13 protein-coding genes are annotated in these 18,813 nt (G+C 72.6%); 4 read left to right on the forward strand and 9 right to left on the reverse strand.

Annotation, left to right across the window (positions count from 1 at the left end):
• The first annotated feature begins 115 nt into the window (after window positions 1-115).
• The 3 genes from ABS735_RS14920 to ABS735_RS14930 all read left to right on the forward strand — a co-directional run bounded on the left by ABS735_RS14920 (window position 116) and on the right by ABS735_RS14930 (window position 7,551).
• Entirely contained in the window at window positions 116-3,202 is a 3,087-nt protein-coding gene (locus tag ABS735_RS14920) for a glycoside hydrolase family 2 TIM barrel-domain containing protein (RefSeq protein WP_373905691.1), read from the forward strand.
• A 154-nt stretch (window positions 3,203-3,356) separates the two neighbouring features.
• A complete protein-coding gene (locus ABS735_RS14925; RefSeq protein WP_373905690.1) occupies window positions 3,357-5,600 on the forward strand; it encodes a cellulase in 2,244 nt (747 codons plus the stop codon).
• A gap of 343 nt (window positions 5,601-5,943) precedes the next feature.
• Window positions 5,944-7,551, forward strand: coding sequence for a ricin-type beta-trefoil lectin domain protein (locus tag ABS735_RS14930; protein WP_373905689.1), 1,608 nt, complete (start codon window positions 5,944-5,946; stop codon window positions 7,549-7,551).
• A 40-nt stretch (window positions 7,552-7,591) separates the two neighbouring features.
• Here the strand turns inward: ABS735_RS14930 and ABS735_RS14935 are convergent, their stop codons facing one another.
• A complete protein-coding gene (locus tag ABS735_RS14935) occupies window positions 7,592-8,761 on the reverse strand; it encodes a lactate 2-monooxygenase (protein ID WP_373905688.1) in 1,170 nt (389 codons plus the stop codon).
• Between the two features lie 358 nt (window positions 8,762-9,119).
• Between ABS735_RS14935 and ABS735_RS14940 the strand changes: the two genes are divergently transcribed.
• Window positions 9,120-9,554: a protease inhibitor gene (locus tag ABS735_RS14940; protein ID WP_373905687.1), complete on the forward strand. Its 435-nt coding sequence runs from the start codon at window positions 9,120-9,122 to the stop codon at window positions 9,552-9,554.
• 144 nt (window positions 9,555-9,698) lie between these two features.
• On the opposite strand, the gene ABS735_RS14945 is transcribed toward ABS735_RS14940, so the two are convergent.
• From ABS735_RS14945 to ABS735_RS14980, 8 genes are read right to left on the reverse strand one after another with little or no spacing between them, the layout of a single operon-like run.
• Window positions 9,699-9,947: a CDGSH iron-sulfur domain-containing protein gene (locus ABS735_RS14945; protein WP_373905686.1), complete on the reverse strand. Its 249-nt coding sequence runs from the start codon at window positions 9,945-9,947 to the stop codon at window positions 9,699-9,701.
• Window positions 9,928-10,572 carry a HemK2/MTQ2 family protein methyltransferase gene (locus ABS735_RS14950; RefSeq protein WP_373905685.1) on the reverse strand — a complete coding sequence of 215 codons (645 nt, stop codon included), beginning with the start codon at window positions 10,570-10,572 and terminating at the stop codon, window positions 9,928-9,930. Before ABS735_RS14950 ends, ABS735_RS14945 begins: the two co-directional genes overlap by 20 nt.
• A 30-nt stretch (window positions 10,573-10,602) precedes the next feature.
• Window positions 10,603-11,634, reverse strand: a complete 1,032-nt coding sequence (locus tag ABS735_RS14955; RefSeq protein WP_373906209.1) for an iron-containing redox enzyme family protein — start codon at window positions 11,632-11,634, stop codon at window positions 10,603-10,605.
• A gap of 53 nt (window positions 11,635-11,687) precedes the next feature.
• The gene (locus tag ABS735_RS14960) at window positions 11,688-11,867 is read right to left on the reverse strand and encodes a hypothetical protein (RefSeq protein ID WP_373905684.1); all 180 of its coding nucleotides are present in this window, start codon (window positions 11,865-11,867) and stop codon (window positions 11,688-11,690) included.
• Between the two features lie 34 nt (window positions 11,868-11,901).
• On the reverse strand, window positions 11,902-12,912 hold the full coding sequence (locus tag ABS735_RS14965; RefSeq protein WP_373905683.1) for a Ppx/GppA family phosphatase: 1,011 nt from the start codon (window positions 12,910-12,912) through the stop codon (window positions 11,902-11,904).
• A gap of 30 nt (window positions 12,913-12,942) precedes the next feature.
• Window positions 12,943-15,765 (reverse strand): NHLP bacteriocin export ABC transporter permease/ATPase subunit, encoded by a 2,823-nt coding sequence (locus ABS735_RS14970; protein ID WP_373905682.1) that lies wholly within the window; start codon window positions 15,763-15,765, stop codon window positions 12,943-12,945.
• Window position 15,766: 1 nt separating this feature from the next.
• On the reverse strand, window positions 15,767-17,989 hold the full coding sequence (locus tag ABS735_RS14975; protein ID WP_373905681.1) for an NHLP family bacteriocin export ABC transporter peptidase/permease/ATPase subunit: 2,223 nt from the start codon (window positions 17,987-17,989) through the stop codon (window positions 15,767-15,769).
• Window positions 17,986-18,792, reverse strand: a complete 807-nt coding sequence (locus ABS735_RS14980; protein WP_373905680.1) for a biotin/lipoyl-containing protein — start codon at window positions 18,790-18,792, stop codon at window positions 17,986-17,988. The genes ABS735_RS14975 and ABS735_RS14980 overlap by 4 nt, the downstream gene beginning before the upstream one ends.
• Window positions 18,793-18,813: the final 21 nt, after the last annotated feature.

Here is an 18,813-nt window from a genome sequence, read left to right on the forward strand (position 1 = left end):
CCGTGCCCTTGACGGGCGCGTATGGCCCGACGACAGAATCTGTTTGTTCGCGATCGCTTGTGAGTACTTCTGAGTTCTGATGAGCCTCGATGAGTTCTGCTGAGGGAGACCCGTCATGACGGTCACGCGTAGATCGGTTCTGATCGCCTCCGCCGCCACGCCCGCGGTGGGGACGGCACTCGCCGCCCCGTCGGTACGGGCCGCGGACGCGACCGGCGGCTCCGCAGGCCGCAGTACCGTCGCCCTGCGCGACGGCTGGCGCTTCAGACTGGTGGACCCCGACGGAGCGGCCGAGGACTCCACGGACGCCGCCGATCCCGCCCACGACGACTCGGCGTGGCGCGAGGTCGCCGTCCCGCACGACTGGAGCATCGAGCAGACGCCCACCACCGAGCACGGCACCACCAGCGGCACCGGCTTCCTGCCGGGCGGCCTCGGCTGGTACCGGCTCGCGTTCACGCTGCCGCCGGCGCTCGCCGGGAAGCGGATCTCGGTCGAGTTCGACGGCGTGTACATGGACGCCCGCGTCCACTGCAACGGCCGGGAGGCCGGCCGCCACCCCTACGGCTACACCGGCTTCGCCCTCGACCTCACCGACCTGGTGCACACCGACGGCCGCACCGAGAACGTCCTCGCGGTGCGGGTGCGCAACCAGCTGCCCAGCAGCCGCTGGTACTCCGGCAGCGGCATCTACCGCGAGGCCCGCCTCGTCGTCACCGAGCCGGTGCACGTACGGCGCTGGGGCACGTACGTCACCACGCCGCGGGTGAGCGGGGAGAGCGCCGTCGTCCGGGTGGAGACGTCCGTGGTGAACGCCTCGGGCAGCGCCCGCGAGGTCGAGATCCGGTCGACGGTCGAGGACGCCGACGGACGCACCGTGGCCCGCACCGCCTCCACCGTGGACGTCACCGACACGGCGACCGAGACCCACGAACTCACCGTCAGGCACCCGCGACTGTGGGACTTCGCGGAACCGCACCGGTACACCCTGCGCACCGAACTGCGCGTCGGCGGCCGGAGCGTCGACACGTACCGCACCCCGTTCGGTATCCGCACCTTCCACGTCGACCCCGACGAGGGCTTCCACCTCAACGGCGGGTACGCCAAGATCAAGGGCGTCGACCTGCACCACGACCTCGGCGCGCTCGGCGCCGCCGTCAGCATCGACGCCATCCGCCGCCAGATGACCCTCATGAAGTCGATGGGCGTCAACGCCTTCCGCACCTCGCACAACCCGCCCTCGCCCGAGATGATCGAGGTCTGCGAGGAAATGGGCATCATCATGCTGGTGGAGGCCTTCGACTGCTGGCGCACCGGCAAGAACCGCTACGACTACGGCCGGTTCTTCGACGAGTGGTGCGAGCAGGACGCCACCGAGATGGTGCTCGCGGCCCGCAACTCGCCCGCCGTCGTCATGTGGTCCATCGGCAACGAGGTCCCCGACTCCACCTCCACCGCCGGACTCGCCATGGCCGACCGGATCATCGACGCCATCCGCGCCGCCGACGACACCCGCCCCCTGGTCATCGGCTCCGACAAGTACCGCCGGCTGCCCGCCAAGGGCTCCGCCGCCGACCTGATGCTGGCCAAGCTGGACGGACTCGGCCTCAACTACAACACCGCCAAGTCGGTGGACGACCTGCACGCGGCCTACCCGCACCTGTTCCTCTTCGAGTCCGAGTCGTCCTCCGAGACCTCCACCCGCGGCACCTACCAGGAACCGGAGCACCTGAACACCGGCGAGAACCACACCCCGGGCGGGCGGGCCACCTCCTCCTACGACAACAACCTCGCCTCCTGGACGATGAGCGGCGAGTACGGCCACAAGAAGGACCGGGACCGCAAGTGGTTCGCCGGGCAGTTCCTGTGGTCCGGCATCGACTACATCGGGGAACCGACGCCGTACGACGTCTTCCCGGTCAAGGCGTCCTTCTTCGGCGCGGTCGACACGGCCGGCTTCCCGAAGGACATGTACCACCTCTTCCGCAGCCAGTGGACGGACGAGCCGATGGTCCACCTGCTGCCGACGACGTGGAACCACCGCGAGGGCGACACCGTCGAGGTCTGGGCGTACACCAACGTCGACACCGTCGAGCTGTACCTGAACGGGAAGTCCCTCGGCACCCGCCGCTTCGACAGGAAGAAGACGGTCGACGGCCGGACGTACCTGGAGACCACCGAGGCCACCGGCGACGACAAGACCTTCACCGACGGCCCCTACCCCGGCAGTTACACCAGTCCCAACGGCAGCGCGGGCAAGCTGCACCTGGCCTGGAAGGTGCCCTTCGAGGCGGGCGAGCTGAAGGCCGTCGCCCGGCGGAACGGCAGGGCGGTGGCCACCGACGTCCTGCGCACCGCCGGGACGCCGCACGCCCTGCGCCTCGCCCCGGACCGCGAGACCGTCGCCGCCGACGGCCGCTCCCTGGTCTTCGTGACCGCCGAGGTGGTCGACCGGCACGGGGTGGTGGTGCCCGGCGCCGAGCACCTGATCTCCTTCGACGTCGCGGGCGGCTCGCTGGCCGGACTCGACAACGGCCGCCAGGAGAGCGCCGAGCGTTACCAGGCGTCCACGCGCACCGCCTTCCACGGCAAGGCGCTCGCGATCGTCCGGTCCGGCACCGGGACGGGCACGGTCCGGGTGACGGCCCGCGCGGACGGGCTGCGCACCGGTACGGCGACGGTCCGCGCCCGGCGGGCCCCGGACCGGGCGACCACACCGGCCCAGGAGTTCCGCCCCGAGCACCCGGCGCCCGTGGACCACCCGCACGCCGACGCAAGCTACTCCGGGCGGCCCGACACCCTCCCCGCCGCCGTGCTCGACGGCGACCCGGCCACCGGCTGGTCCAACGGCTTCCACAAGGCGGCCACCGCCCTGCTGCCCGCCTTCGACGGGGCCCGCGCCGAGGACTGGATCTCGGTCGACCACGGACGCACGCGCGGCTACGACCGGGTGGAGGTCTCCTTCACCGTGGACGACGGGCACAGTCTGCCCGCGACCGTCGAGGTCGCCGTCTGGGACGGCCGTGCCTGGCGTACGGCCAAGGGGGCGCGGACCGACTGGGCCACCGCCTCCGACGCGCCCACGGTCGTCACCTTCGACCCGCTGCGCGGCTCCCGGGTCCGCCTCACGCTGACCAGCCGTCACCCGGGCGAGGCGCGGGGAGCGATCCGCGTCAGCCGTCTGGAGGCGCCCGCCGCCTGAGTCGCCGTACGACGTTCCGGGCGGGAGCCGGTCGGGAAACCGGTCCCGTCCGGACCGTTGACGGCGTGTCATGTCTGCCACAAGCATGTCCTGCGACCCGATTTGGGAGCGCTCCCATCAGCGGCGAGCGCCACCTCTCCCGAGGAGCCCGGACGTGAAAAGACGCAGAACCGCGCTCGTCTCCCTGACGGCCCTGCTGGCGGCGGCCGTCACCGCGCTGCCCGCCGCCCCGGCCGGCGCCGAGGAGACCGAGCAGGTCAGGAACGGCACCTTCGACAACGGCACCGACTCCTGGTGGACGAGCAGCAACGTCACCGCCGCCGTGACCGACGGCCGGCTGTGCGCCGACGCCCCCGGCGGCACCGCCAACCGCTGGGACGCCGCCCTCGGCCAGAACGACGTCACCCTGGTCGCGGGGGAGTCGTACAAGTTCTCCTTCACCGCCACCGGCGCGCCCGCCGACCACGTGGTCCGGGCGATCGTCGGCCTGTCGGTGTCCCCGTACGACACCTACTTCGAGGTCAGCCCGCAGCTGAGCGTTTCGGGCAACACCTACTCGTACACCTTCACCTCGCCCGTCGACACAGCCCAGGGCCAGGTCGGCTTCCAGCTCGGCGGTACGCCCGACGCCTGGCGGTTCTGCGTGGACGACGTGTCGCTGCTGGGCGGCGTGGAGCCCGAGCCGTACGTGCCGGACACCGGGCCCCGGGTGCGGGTCAACCAGGTCGCCTACCTGCCGTCGGGCCCGAAGAACGCCACCCTCGTCACCGACGCCACGTCCCGACTGCCGTGGCAGCTGAAGAACGACGCCGGACGGGTCGTCGCCCGCGGCTGGAGCGTGCCCCGGGGCGTCGACGCCTCCTCCGGACAGAACGTCCACTCGATCGACTTCGGCCGCTACAAGAAGCGCGGCGAGGGCTACGCGCTCGTCGCCGACGGCGAGACCAGCCGCCCCTTCGACATCGGCACGGCCGCCTACGAGCGGCTGCGCCTGGACTCCGCGAAGTACTACTACACGCAGCGCAGCGGCACCACCATCAGCGACGGACTCCGCCCCGGCTACGGACGCCCCGCCGGACACGTGGGCACGGCACCGAACCAGGGCGACACCGAGGTGCCCTGCCAACCCGGCGTGTGCGACTACACCCTCGACGTCTCCGGCGGCTGGTACGACGCCGGCGACCACGGCAAGTACGTCGTCAACGGCGGCATCTCGACCTGGGAGCTGCTCAGCACCTACGAGCGCTCGCTGCACGCCCGCACCGGGGAGCCCTCGAAGCTCGGCGACGGTTCGCTCGACATCCCCGAGAGCGGCAACAAGGTGCCGGACATCCTCGACGAGGCCCGCTGGGAGCTGGAGTTCCTGCTGAAGATGCAGGTGCCGGACGGACAGCCGCTGGCCGGCATGGCCCACCACAAGATCCACGACGAGCAGTGGACCGGGCTGCCGCTGCTGCCGAGCGACGACCCGCAGAAGCGTGAGCTGCACCCGCCGACCACCGCGGCGACCCTCAACCTGGCGGCGACGGCCGCGCAGGCCGCCCGCCTGTACCGCCCCTACGACCGGGAGTTCGCCGCGGAGGCGCTCGACGCCGCCCGCACCGCCTGGGCCGCGGCGCTCGCCCACCCGGACCTGCTCGCCGACGAGAGCGACGGCATCGGCGGCGGCGCCTACCCCGACGGCGAGGTCGCCGACGAGTTCTACTGGGCCGCGGCCGAGCTGTACCTGACGACGGGGGAGCGGGGCTTCAAGGAGTACGTGCTGGACTCCCCGGTCCACACCGCCGACATCTTCGGCCCGATCGGCTTCGACTGGGCACGCACCGCGGCCGCCGCCCGGCTGGACCTGGCGACCGTGCCCAGCCGGCTCCCCGGCCGGGACCAGGTCCGCCGCTCCGTCGTCCGGGGCGCCGACGGCTACCTGGCCACGCTGAAGGCGCACCCGTACGGCATGCCCTACGCCCCCGACGGCAACGTGTACGACTGGGGTTCCAGCCACCAGATCCTGAACAACGCGGTCGTCCTCGCCACCGCCTACGACATCACCGGCGGTTCCCAGTACCGTGACGGCGCCGTCCAGAGCATGGACTACATCCTCGGCCGCAACGCGCTGAACATGTCGTACGTCACCGGATACGGCGAGGTCAACGCGCACAACCAGCACAGCCGCTGGTACGCCCACCAGCTCGACCCGGCGCTGCCCGCGCCGCCCGACGGCACGCTGTCCGGCGGTCCGAACTCGAGCATCCAGGACCCCTACGCGCAGAGCAAACTCCAGGGCTGTGTCGGTCAGTTCTGCTTCATCGACGACATCCAGTCCTGGTCGACCAACGAGCACACCATCAACTGGAACGCCGCACTGGCCCGCATGGCCTCCTTCGTGGCGGATCTGGGCTGACCGGCTGACCCTGCCGCCGCCCCCCGTCGAGGGTCGCGCCGCTTCCGCTCGAGAAAGTGGAATGCCGGTGCGGCCCTCTTGGCATGCCGGGGATTCTGACCTTCTTTCAAAGGCGGCCGAGGTTGCTCGGTCGCCTTGTTGACCATGAGTGGTTTGTGCGAGAGTGAAGCACCCGTGCGGGGGGTAAAGGCCGGGTCTCGCACGCGCTTTGACGGGCCGGGTCCGATTTCGCCATGGCGAATTCACACCTCCCGCGCCACGCCCAAGAGGTACACACCAATCCGTGGGTCCTTTTCGGCGATCCGAACTTCTGAGTCACCTGCGCGTGGGAAGGAACATCTCAGTGCCCACCCCCCACCCCCCTCGGCCTGCCTACCCGCCCTCCGGCGGCGACCCCGGGGAGTCCGACGAGTTGCTGGCCGCGCGGCTCCGGGACGGTCCGGAGAGCGAGGCCACCCGGATCGCCGCGCTGCTGATGGCCCGCCACTGGCAGCCCGCGCACGACTACGCGACCATCTGCCTCGCCACGTCGGCCGAGGTCACCGCCATGGTCACCGCCGCCGCCTGGCACCGGGTGCTGGCCCGTCTCGCCCAGGGCGAACCGGCCACCGCGCTGCGCCCGCGCCTGCTGGTGGCCGTGCGTGACACGGTCCGCCAGTGGTCCGCCGACGACGCGATATCCGGCGTGCTGCCGCACCTGCTCAAACCCGCCGGCGGGCGCGGTATGCGGGCGGCGAAGTCCCTGACTCCGGAAAACCGCACGCTGGCCGCCCGGGCATTCGCCTCTCTTCCCGGACCGGCCCGTTGTTTGCTGTGGCACACGGAGGTTGAAGGGGAGTCCATAAGTGTCCCGGCCGGTCTGCTCGGCATGGATACCGACACCGCGTCGGCCACTCTCGAACAAGCGCGTGAGAAATTCCGCGAGGGTTGTCTGCACGCCCACAGGCAGCTCGCGCCGAGCCAGGAGTGCCGCTTCCAGAGCCGGCTGCTCGACGTCCCGATCCGCCGGGGCGGCGCCCTGCTGCCGGACGTCCGCAAGCATCTGGCGGACTGCCGGCACTGTCGGCACGCCGCCGACCAACTCGGTCACTTCGAGCGGGAGTTGGGCACGCTGATCGCCGAGGCCGTGCTCGGCTGGGGCGCCCGGCGCTATCTCGACTCACGTCCGGCGCGCGCGACGCTGGGCGCCCTGGCCAAGGGCGCCTCCCGGCACCGCGGCTCACGCCCCGGGCTGCTGGGCCGGATTCCCGTGCACGTGCGCAGGATTCCGGGCCGGCCGCGCTCGGGCCGGTCGGTGCTCAGGCAGTTCGGCGCCGCCTCCGCCGGAGTGCTGGCCATCGTGCTGGTGGTGAGCGTCTGGTCGTACGACGGCGGCGGCGCCGATCCGGCCGCCTCCACCAGCGCCGTCGACGGCGAGGGCGAGACGTCCGCGACGAGCCGCCCGAAACCGCCCGGAGCGGCCGGGATGCCCACGTCCGCCGACCGCACGCGGCTGCGCAACGTCGCCGCGAACCTGTGCCTCGACGTGCGGGGCGAGCCCAAGGCCGGAGCGGGCGCCCGGCTGGCGAAGTGCTCCGAAGCCTGGACCCAGCAGTGGACCCACGAGGACGACGGGCTGCTGCGCAGCGTCGCCGATCCGGGGCTGTGTCTGGACTCGCGGGCGGACGCCGGAGTCGTCATTCTCGGTACCTGCGCCGACGAGGGCACCGAGCGGGGCGACGACGTGCGCTACGACCTCACCGCGCAGGGGGAGCTGGTGCCGCGCGGGCAGAGGCTGCTCGCGCTCGCCACCACCACCCGTGCCCCGGACGCCGACATCGTCGTCAAGGTGCACGACGGCTCCGACGACCAGCGCTGGAGCACCGAACCGGTACCGGCGGCGGACGGCTCCCTGTCGATCGCCCGCACCGACGCCCCGGGCGCGCGGGCCGTGGACCTGTCCGGCGGCTGAGGGAACCCGCACCTTCCGGGGGGACGGCGCCACCGTCCCCTCACGCCGGGTCCTCGACGAGGTCGGCGGGCCCCGGCGTGGCCGGTGAGGCGTGCCCGGACAGGGCCAGGGTGAGGTCGAGTTCGGCGAGCAGACAGCGGATCACGTGCTCGACGCCGGCCTGTCCGTCCAGGCCCAGTCCGTAGACGTAGGGACGGCCCAGGAGCACCGCCCGCGCACCGAGCGCGAGGGCCTTGAAGACGTCGTCGCCGGTGCGGACACCGCTGTCGAACAGCACGGTGAGCCGGTCGCCGACCGCCTCCGCCACGCGCGGCAGGGCGTCGGCCGCCGCGACGGAACCGGCCACCTGGCGGCCACCGTGGTTGGAGACGACCACGCCGTCCATCCCGGCGTCGGCGGCGAGCCGGGCGTCGTCCGGGTGCAGGACGCCCTTGAGGACGATCGGACCGTCCCAGTTCTCCCGCAGGAAGGCCAGGTCGGGCCAGGACTTGGCGGGATCGGAGAACATGCCGACGAAATGCATCACCGCCGCGTTCGGGTCCTCGTGCACCGGCTTGGCCAGACCGGCCCGGAAGGCCGGGTCCGAGAAGTAGTTGGCGGTGCCCACCCCGTGCAGGAACGGCAGGTACGCCTGGTCGAGGTCGCGCGGGCGCCAGGACAGCAGCGGGGTGTCCAGCGTGACGAACAGCGCCGTGTAGCCGGCCGCCCCGGCGCGGTCCAGGAAGCTGCGCGCCACCTCGCGGTCCTTGGGCCAGTACAGCTGGAACCAGCGCTCGGCCTCGCCCATCGCCTCGGCGACCTGCTCCATGGGCGTGCTGGAGGCGGAGGACAGTATGTACGGCACACCCTGCGCGGCCGCGGCCCGGGCGGCGGCGGACTCCGCGTCCGGATGCATGATCGACAGGACGCCGACCGGCGCAAGCGCCAGCGGTGCGGGCAGGTCGCGGCCCAGCACCTCGGCCCGCAGGTCGCGCTCATGGACGTCCCGCAGCATGCGCGGGACGATCCGGCGCCTGGCCAGCGCCGCCCGGTTGGCGCGGGCGGTGCTGCCGTCACCCGCGCTGCCCGCGACGTACCCGAAGGGACCGGGGCCCAGGCGCCGCTCGGTGAGCTCCTCCAGCCGGGTCAGGTCGGTGGGCAGCCGCGGGACCGCGCCCGTCATGCCGTTCAGGTAGATCTCGTACTGGAAGTCCGCCCAGTGCTTCGGCATTCCACGTCCGCCTCTCGTCGTCGAGCTCGCGCAGCCAGCACCATACCCGTGGGTATGCCGGGAGTGGCCGCCAGGGTCGGCGGGCCTGTTTCGGGGGTGTTTCAGGACTATTGGCGAACGTGCGGATCACGCCATTCGGCCAGTTCTGATCTCAATAATCGATCAAGAATCGCCCAGTTCCGGACTTGGAACGTTCGAATTCCGTGACTTCACGCCACTGATTGAATACCCAAGGTTACTGAAATCCGTGGGGTCGAGATGAGTTCCGGTGCCGGACTCGGCAGACTCGCGCTCGCCGTTCCGGCACCGACCGAGCCGGGCCGGCACCACCCTCGAAACGAGCGGAAGGATGCACACAATGCGGAACACCGCGCGCTGGGCAGCGACTCTGGGCCTGACGGCCACCGCCGTCTGCGGGCCCCTCGCCGGGGCCTCCCTCGCCTCCCCGGCCACCGCCCCCGCGTCGCTCTACGCCCCCTCGGCCCTGGTGCTGACCGTGGGGCACGGAGAGAGCGCTGCCACCGCCGCACCCCTGCGCGCGGTCACCCTGACCTGCGCCCCGACCGTCTCCGGCACCCACCCGGCGGCCGACGCGGCCTGCGCCGAGCTGCGCGCCGCGGACGGGGACCCCGGCGCTCTGGCCGCCGAGGACTCGGTGATGTGCACCCGGGAGTACGCCCCCGTGGTCGTCACCGTCGACGGCGTCTGGCAGGGCCGGCGCCTCTCCTACGAACGCACCTTCGCCAACGAGTGCGTGAAGAACGCGGGCAGCGCGAGCGTCTTCACGTTCTGAGAGACCGGGACCGCCGGAACCGTGCGGCGTGACCGGCTGCTCGCCACTGGGGAGTGCGAGCGCCGCCGTACGGGTCCCGCGGGCCCGCACCGGGGACGGCGGACGGAGTGGGGCCGTCCGCCGTCCTCCCGGCCCGGGGGCCGGTCACTCCTTCGCGGCCGGCCCGTCACCGGCCCCGGACGACCGGGCGCGGTGGCTGGTGTCGCACCAGGGATAGCGCCGGCTGCGACGGCAGGTGCACAGTGCGACCCGGAAGCGGTCGGAGGACACCGTCGTCCCGTCCTCCAGCTCCACCTCCACCGGCCCCTCCACCAGGAGCGGCCCCCGGCGCTGGACCTTGATCCGGCGCGGGGCCCCGGCCGGGCGAGGGGTGTCAGACGGGGAGTTCGGCACGGACGACCACCAGCTCCTCCTCGTGCTCGGCCAGGGACAGCAGCCCGCGCTGCCGCAGCCAGCGCTCCCGGCCGCGCACCACGGGACCGAACGCGATCCGCCGCCGCCGGGTCACCGCGGCCTTCAGGCCCGCCTCGCGCAGCAGCGCCTCGGTCCTCGCGGGGTCGCTGAGCGCCGACTGCACGAGCAGCAGCACACCACCGGGCCGCAGCAGGCCGGGCACATCCAGGCAGATCCGGTCCAGGACCATGCGGCCGTCGTGGCCCGCGTCCCAGGCCCGGGCGGCACCACGCGGCCGGCGGCCGCCGGTGGGTGCCGGCACGTACGGCGGGTTGGCCAGCACCAGGTCGAACGACTCACCGCGTACGGGCGTGAAGAGGTTGCCGTGCCGGACGCGGATCCGCAGCCCGGCCCGGGCGGCGTTGAGCCGCGCGGCACACACCGCGCGCCACGACACGTCCACCGCGGTCACCCGGCCGCCCCGCAGCGCCGCCGCCAGGGCGAGTGCGCCCGTGCCGGTGCCCACGTCGAGCACGGCCGCGCCCGGCGGGAACGACTCGTCGGACAGCGCACCGGCCAGCAGGGCGGTGTCCTCCTGAGGGGCATAGACGCCCGGTAGCACCATGAAATTCACGGACCCCAGGTACCCCGGCCGTCACGAAATATGAAAAGTTCCCGCACGGACATGCGGCGTGGCCGGCAGCGGGGTGCGCAGCGACGACCGTCCCGCCCGCCAGGCGGCGAGCAACTGGGCGCCGAAGCGGTCCTCCAGATGCCCGGTGGCGTCGATGCCGAACGCGACGTCCGCCGCGAGCCAGGGTTCCTGCTCCAGCAGGCCGTCGATCACCTCGTGCCGCACGATCTGCTCGTGCACCGCGTCGGCCTCGACGTGCTCGTCGTAGAAGTGCTCGGCGGCCGGTCCGGCACCGGTGCGGCGCATCGCCTCGGCGAGCCGCCGGGACCCGGGCGACGAGGTGATCTCCACCGCCGCGAAATGCCCCACCAGCGCGCCGCGCAGGGCCCGGTGCAGGCCGAACAGGGACATCATGTTCACCGTGGCCAGGCACTCGGCCGAGGCGGCGTCGAGATGGGCCCCGTACGTCATGTCCAGGCCCAGGTCCGTCATCAGGTCGGCGAACAGGCGGGCGTGCACCCGGTCGGCGCGGCCGCCGCCGTACTCGTCGAACTCCACCGCCGCCATCGCCGCCTTCGAACGGCCCCACAGCCGCGGCAGCACCCAGGCGTGAGGGTCGGCCTCCTTGAGGTGGTACAGGGAGCGCTGGGCGGCGTACTCGCGCAGCTGCCACAACTCGCCCTCGTCCCGCAGGAAGTGACTGACGCCCTCGCCGTGGACGGGCTCGACGAGCAGCGCCCCGACCGCGTCCGCCACGCTCTCGTGGACCGGGGTGCCGTCCCGCAGGGCGGACAGGAAGCGCCGCTCCAGCTCGGCGCGGACGCCCAGCAGGCCGGGGTCCCACTCGAGGTCGGGGGAGACGCCCGCGAACCCCCGGTAGTGCAGCTCGTAGCACTGGTACAGGGCGAGCTGCAGATCGTCGCCGTACACCGGCGCGGCGGCGACGGTCTCGGGGCCCGGCAACGGTCCCGTCCCGCGCAGACGGGCGCCGACGGCCTCGGAGACCGGTCCCCGGGGCGTCGGCAGTCGTGGTCCTTCGCGGTCGTACTCCATGCGCCGCGAGTACCCGGACACCGCCGTGGCACCCCCGGCCGCGGAGCCGCGTGTCACTCGCCCTCGACGTCCTTCTGGGCGCCGGTGTTCGGAGAGGTGGCGTCCCCCGCCTCGCCCCGGTGCTCGCCCTCGTCGGACTCCGCGTCGCGGGGCCTGGACTCCTCGATCTCGCGCAGCACCTCCTCGATGGAGGTCTCGGGCTGTTTGTGGTCGTGCTCGCCGTTCTGGGACACGAAATTCTCCTCTCCTCGTACTGCTTCCGGTTGTTCAGTTGGACGTGGACGCCAGGCGCAGCGGCACCGGTGCCGCTGCCACGGCCTCGTCGCTGTGGCGGACCACCTCGGCCCACCAGGACGGGCCGTCCTCGATGTGGCGCAGCAGGACTCCCTCCCGGATCGCCCAGGGACAGAGAGTCACCGACTCGAGACCGGTCAGCTTCATCGCCGTGTGCCCCACGACGGCGCCGGCCAGACTCTGCGCCGAACGGGGCGCGGAGATGCCGGGCAGCCGGGCTCGCTCGTCGGCGGACAGGGCGGCCAGCCGGCCGACCGCGTCCCCGAGGTCCGAGCAGAGCATCCGCCGCTCCATGAACGGCCCGTGCCGGCCGGGCGGGGCACCGCAGAGCCGCCCCAGCTGCTGGAAGGTCCGCGAGGTGGCCACGGCGGTCCGCGGCCCCTCCCAGCGGATCCGCGCCGCCACGTCCCGCAGCTGGTGGCGGACCTTGCGGCGCAACGCCTTGACCTGGTCCCGCGACGCCGGGTCCTGGCCACCCGCCAGGAACTCGTGGGTCAGCCGGGCCGCCCCCAGCGGCAGCGAGGCCACGAAGCCGGGCAGCCGGCCACGCCCGAACGCGACCTCCAGCGATCCGCCGCCGATGTCGAGCAGGGCGAGCGGACCCGCACGCCAGCCCATCCAGCGCCGGGCCCCGAGGAACGTCAGCTCCGCCTCCACCTCGCCCGGCAGGGTGCACAGCGGCACGCCGGTGCGGGCCTGGACGGTGCGCAGCACCTCACGCCGGTTCGGCGCGGCGCGCACCACGGCGGTCGCGAAGGCCAGCGGTCCCGAGGCACCCCACCGGTCCGCGGTCCTGCTCGCGTCGGCGACCGCCGACACGAGCCGCTCCACGGCCTCCTCGGGGACCGGGCCGCCCGGCCTGACCTGCTCCGACAGCCGCAGTCGCCACTTCGCCGTGTGCACCGGCAGCGGGACCCCGCCCTCGGCGTCCGCCACCACGAGCCGGACCGTGTTCGACCCCACATCCACCACGCTGATCCGCATGAGGGCAACAGGTACCCATGTGAGCGCCGGTCAGGCCAGCTGCCGCCGCACCAGCTCGTGCAGCCGGCCGCCCGTGTCGGCGAGCAGCTCGGCCGGCGGGCCCTGCTGGGCGACCCTGCCGTCCTCCATCACGATCACGCGGTCGGCGTCCAGCACCGTGGACAGACGGTGCGCGATCACGACGCGGGTGGCGTTGAGCGCCTTGGTGGACTCGATCACCGTGCGCTGCGTCTCGTTGTCCAGCGCGCTGGTGGCCTCGTCGAAGAAGAGGATGCGCGGCCGGCGGATCAGCGCCTGCGCGATCATCAGCCGCTGCCGCTGGCCCCCGGAGACCGCCCCGCTGCCCGACACGATGGTGTGCAGGCCCATCGGCATCCGCCTGATGTCCTCAGCGAGCCCCGCCATCTCGGCCGCCGCCATCGCCTCCTCGGGCGTGTACGGCTCGGTGCCGCAGATGACGTCCAGGATCGAGCCGGTGAACGGCTGCGCGTGCTGGAGCACCACGCCGCACTGCCGGCGCACCGCCGACTGGTCCAGCGCGGCCAGGTCCTGGCCGTCGTACAGGACGCTGCCCGACAGCGGCCGGTCGAAGCCGATCAGCAGCCGCAGCAGGGTCGACTTGCCGCAGCCGCTGGGGCCGACGACCGCCACGAACTCGCCCGGCCGCACCGCGAACGACACGTCGTCCAGGACCAGCGGCCCGTCGTCGGTGTACCGGAAGGACAGCCGACGCGCCTCGATCGCCCCCGACAGCGGCCCCGGCCGGGTGCTCGCCGTCCGCACCTCGGGCGTCGCGTCCAGCACCGGCCTGATCTCCTCGAACAGCGGCAGCGCCGCCACCCCCGACACGAACGCGCCGGTCAACTGGGTCACCGAGGTCAGCAGCATCGTCACCGACGCGTTGAAGGTGAGGAACTCCGCCGCCGACATCGAACCGCGCGCCGGACCGGCGAGCAGCATGAACATCAACAGCGTGCACAGCGGCAGGTACACCGCGCCGAGCACCGCGTTGAGGTTCTTGATCCGTCCCGCCCGCTGCTGCAGCTCCCGGCTGTGCGCGAACCGCTCCGCCCACGCCGCATAGGCGTAGTTCTCGGCCGCCGCCACCCGCAGCTTGGGCAGCCCGCGCAGCGTCTGGAACGCCTGGTTGTTCAGCTTGTTGGTGAGCTTGACCAGCCGCCGCTGCCAGCGCACCTGCCACAGCCCGAGGCCCAGGAAGACCCCGGCGACGACCACCAGCATGCCGATCGCGGCCAGCGCCATCGGCACGCTGTACCAGAGCAACAGGACCAGGTTCACCGCACCGACGGTCACCGACTGGGCCACCGTCGGACCGACCCCCGCCAGCAGTCTGCGGATCGCGCTGATGCCCATGGCCGCGCTCGCCAGCTCGCCGGTGGAGCGCTCGGTGAAGAACTTCGTCGGCAGCCGCAGCAGCCGGTCCCACACGGCGGGCTGGAGCGTCGCCTCGATCCGGCCCTCCAGGCGCAGGATGGTGAGGTTCTGCAACAGCATGAAGGCCGCCGCGACGACACTGCTCAGCATCACCGCGAGACACACCTGCACGATCAGCCCGGTCTGGGCCTTCGGCACGAACTCGCCGAGCACCTTGCCCGTCGCGATCGGCACCAGGGCGCCGAGCCCCACCGTCACAAGGCCGGCGAGCAGCAGACCGGTCAGATCCCCGCGGGTGCCCGACAGACAGAACCGCAGCAGCCTGAGCGGACCGAGCCGGCGCTCGGGCAGCGGACGGTAGAACATCACCGCGCGCGGCTCGAACTCCCCGGCGTTCGCCTTCTCCACCGGCGTCTCACGACCGGTCGCCGGGTGCACGGCCACATAGCCGCCGCGCCGCCACAGCAGCGCCACCGGCGCCCCCGACAGGGTCCGGTGCCCGACCAGCGGCCCGACGTCGTCGCGCCACCAGCGGTCCTCGAGCCGTACGCACCTGGTGCGCACGCGTGAGGCGAGCGCGATGCGTTCCACCGGGTCGAGCCGGTCGCTCTCGGTGCCGCCCAGGGCCGGCTCGGCGAGCGGAATCCCGGCGGCGCGGGCGACCAGCCTGCAGGCCGCGTACGTGGCGTCGGCGTCGGCGGCCGTGGTGCGCTGCGCCGACCGCTTGCCGATGGAGGCCAGCAGCGTCCGGTCGGCCTGCGCGCGCACCGCCTCACCGGCCTTGATACCGGCCGCGGTACGCGTCTCGTGGGTGCGCTCCAGCTGCTCGATCCAGCGGTCCAGGGTGGTCAGCAGCCGGTACTGCTGGTCGACCACGCTCTGCCACAGCGCCGGGTCCATCAGCAGGTCGGCGGCCGCCTCCTCGCCGTACACCGCCCCGTACTGCACGCTGCCCGGCGGGACCTGCATCCAGAACACGTCGTCGTCGTTGGGCGCGTCCGCCCGCTCGGTGGCCATCGGCGCCTGGAAGAGGACCGTCAGACCGCGGCCCACGCCGAGGGCCAGGGCGTATTCCAGCGGGCTCGTCGTCGGCGGCACGTACTGCGGGTTGCCGTACGCGTCGTAGGACCACGTCTGGGTGTTCGCCGGCTGGTACAGCTCGCGCAGTGCGATGCGGTGCACGACGCAGTCCCTCAGCGGACGCGCCACCAGCGTGTGCTGCGGCCCGGCGACCGGCCCGAGCAGCACCGAACCCGCCTCCAGGCGCCCCAGGTGGTGCCAGTGCCCCTGTTCCCCGGCGTCGACCGCGAACAGGTCCACCGCGCCGGACACCACGAGCCACAGCACCTGCGGCCCCTCCAGGTCGAGGCGGTTGAAGCCGGCGCAGTCGACGCGGGTGCCCAGCGAGCCGAGCGCCCCGAGGACGAGGTCGCCGTGTCCTTCTTGCACGCTCGTCATCTCACCGCTCCCTGACCAGCGCCGCGTACGCGCCACCGTGTGCCACCAGCTCCGCGTGCCGCCCGCGCTCCACGACCGTGCCGTGCTCCAGGACGACGATCTCGTCGCTGTCCCGCACCGTGCTGAGCCGGTGCGCGATCACCACGCAGGCACAGCCGCGCCGGCGCAGGTTGTCCATGACCACCAGCTCGGTCTCCGCGTCCAGCGCGCTGGTCACCTCGTCCAGGACCAGGATGCTGGGCCGGCGCACCAGGGCCCGCGCGATCTCCAGGCGCTGGCGCTGCCCGCCGGAGAAGTTGCGGCCGTCCTGCTCGACCGGGCTGTGGATGCCGCCCGGCCTGCGCATCACCACGTCGTACAGCGCGGCGTCCTTGAGCGCGTCCACCACGGCGTCGTCGGGGATCGACGGGTCCCACAGCGCCACGTTGTCGCGCACCGAGCCCTCGAACAGGAACACGTCCTGGTCGACGAAGGAGACGGACGACGCCAGCGCCCCGCGCGGGATGTCGTCGAGCCGCTGCCCGTCGATGCGGATCACGCCGTCCCAGGGCGCGTACAGGCCCGAGATCAGCCGTGACACCGTCGACTTGCCGCTGCCCGAACCGCCCACCAGGGCCACCTGCTGCCCCGGCCCGACGGTCAGGTCGAAACCGGTCAGCAACGGCTTGTCGAGCGGGTTGTAGCCGAAGGAGACGTTCTGCAGCTCGACGTGACCGTGCAGCCGGCGCGTGGAGTCGCTGCCGCCGGGGCGGTCGTAGAGCGGGTCCGCCCGGAAGTTCTCCACGTCCTTCAGCCGGGCCACGTCGGCCGCGAAGTCCTGGATGCGGCCCGCGACACCGTTCAGCCGCGTCAGCGGGGCGGTGAAGCGGACCACCAGCGCCTGGAAGGCGACCAGCAGACCGACCGAGATGTGGCCCTCGACCGCGCGCATGCCGCCGATCCACAGGATCAGCGCGCTGTTCAGCGTCGCCAGCGTCGGCGCGACCACCCCCAGCCAGGCACTCGGCACCCCGAGCCGCTGCTGCTCCTCCAACGTGGTGGCGTGCTGGCCGGCCCACTTGCGGAAGTAGCCGTCCTCGCCGCCCGTCGCCTTCATCGTCTCGATCAGCTGGAGGCCGGTGTACGCGGTGTTGGTCAGCCGCGCCGTGTCCGCCCGCAGCTTCGCCGTACGGGTGGCGCGCAACCGGATCACCACCCGCATCGCGAGGATGTTGAGCAGCGCCACACCGATGCCGACGAAGGTGAGCTGGGGGTCGTACGTGTACAGCAGCACGGCGTACAGGACGACCACGATCGCGTCCACCCCCGCCGCGGCGAGGTCGCGGGCCAGCGTCTCGGCGACGGCGTCGTTGGACTGCAGGCGCTGCACCAGGTCGGCGGGGCTGCGCTGGGAGAAGAAGGTCACCGGCAGCCGCAGCAGGTGTCGCAGGAACCGGGCGCTGGAGAGGGTCGAGGAGATGATGCGGCCGTGCAGCAGGTTGGCCTGCTGGAGCCAGGTCAGCACCACCGTGAGCAGCACACAGGCACCCATCGACGCGAACAGCACGCCGAGCAGCGAGGTCTGCCCCCCGATCAGGAACATGTCGATGTAGGTGCGGCTGAGCGCGGGCACCGCCGCGCCGACCGCCACCAGGAGCAGGCTCGCCAGCACGGCGGCGGGCAGCGTGCCGGCGGTTCCGCGCAGCCGGGCGGGCATCGCGCCGAGCACACCGGGCTTGCGACCGCCGCGGGTGAAGTCGTCGCCGGGCTCCATGGTCAGCACGACACCGGTGAAGGACCCGTCGAAGTCCTCCAGGGACACGAAACGGCGGCCCTTGCCCGGGTCGTTGATGAACACGCCGCGCCGCCCGAACCGGCGCCCCATGCCGTCGTAGACGACGTAGTGGTTGAACTCCCAGAAGAGGATGGCCGGTGCCGTCACCTCGGCGAGGGCGGCCAGGTCCATCTGCATGCCCTTGGCGGTGAACCCGTAACTGCGCGCCGCCTTCAGCAGATTGCTGGCGCGCGACCCGTCGCGGGAGACACCGCAGGCGATACGCAGCTCCTCCAGCGGGACATGGCGGCCGTAGTGCCCCAGCACCATCGCGAGGGAGGCGGCGCCGCACTCCACCGCCTCCATCTGGAGCACGGTGGGCGTGCGGACGGTTTTCGCGCGGCCCTTCGGCACGCTGCGTCTCGGCGGGGCGGCACGGCGCCTGCCCCGGGTCTCCTGTGCGGTGCTCACGGCAGCAGCCAATCGACGGGACGCTGGTCGGCCAGCCGGATCGAGCCCGAGGCCAGGGTCATGGAGGTCAGCTCGAACGGCGGCCCGTCGGCCGAGGACCACTCGTAGCCGCTCTTCGTGGACTCGGAGACCGCCAGCCGGACCGTCACGGCCACCGGCCTGCCGTCCTCGGTGAACTGCTCGCCGAGCGAGCTGTCCCCGAGGAACGCGCCGATCGTCTGCGCCGACTGCGCCGAGCGGTCCACGGACTTCACCTCGCCGTGCAGGACGCCGTACTGCTGTGTCGGCACCGACTGGACGGTCAGGTCGACGGAGGCGTGCGCGGGGACGGCGGCGGCGTTCTCGGCGGGGACGTAGACGGTGGCGTAGAGGGGGTCGTCGGCGTGGGCGACCTTCTCGACCGAGGCGACGTTCGCGCCGGTCTGGATGATCTGCCCCACGGTGGCCGCGAGCGCGCTGACCCGGCCGGCGTCGACGGTGCGGACCACGGTCTCGCCCTTGGCGGTGCGGACCTTGAGCACCGGGGCGTCGGCGGCCAGCCGCTGACCCGGGCGGGCGAGGACCGCGGTGACCTGCCCGGAGACGGGGCTCTGCAGCAGGTAGCTGCCCTGCCCGTGGGTGAGGATGGCAGGCGCGGAGACCGTGGAGGTCACCGAGCCGCCCACCGCCCACACGGACGCGGCGGCCATCGCGACCACGGTCACGGACAGCACCAGCCAGCCCTGGGGACGGGCGAAACGCACCGGGAGGTCGAGCTCGTCCGGTGACTGGAGTTTTGTGAGGGCCTGTTGGCGGAACTGCACGGCTGACGTATCCCGGGCTCT

This window comes from Streptomyces sp. MMCC 100 (assembly GCF_041538145.2).
Lineage (GTDB): Bacteria > Actinomycetota > Actinomycetes > Streptomycetales > Streptomycetaceae > Streptomyces.

Excerpts from the sequence above, each read along its gene's own strand:
- ABS735_RS14970 (WP_373905682.1), bottom strand. The coding sequence starts at position 15,765 with ATGACGAGCGTGCAAGAAGGACACGGCGACCTCGTCCTCGGGGCGCTC.
- ABS735_RS14955 (WP_373906209.1), bottom strand. The coding sequence starts at position 11,634 with ATGGAGTACGACCGCGAAGGACCACGACTGCCGACGCCCCGGGGACCG.
- ABS735_RS14940 (WP_373905687.1), top strand. The coding sequence starts at position 9,120 with ATGCGGAACACCGCGCGCTGGGCAGCGACTCTGGGCCTGACGGCCACC.
- ABS735_RS14965 (WP_373905683.1), bottom strand. The coding sequence starts at position 12,912 with ATGCGGATCAGCGTGGTGGATGTGGGGTCGAACACGGTCCGGCTCGTG.
- ABS735_RS14950 (WP_373905685.1), bottom strand. The coding sequence starts at position 10,572 with ATGGTGCTACCGGGCGTCTATGCCCCTCAGGAGGACACCGCCCTGCTG.
- ABS735_RS14920 (WP_373905691.1), top strand. The coding sequence starts at position 116 with ATGACGGTCACGCGTAGATCGGTTCTGATCGCCTCCGCCGCCACGCCC.
- ABS735_RS14935 (WP_373905688.1), bottom strand. The coding sequence starts at position 8,761 with ATGCCGAAGCACTGGGCGGACTTCCAGTACGAGATCTACCTGAACGGC.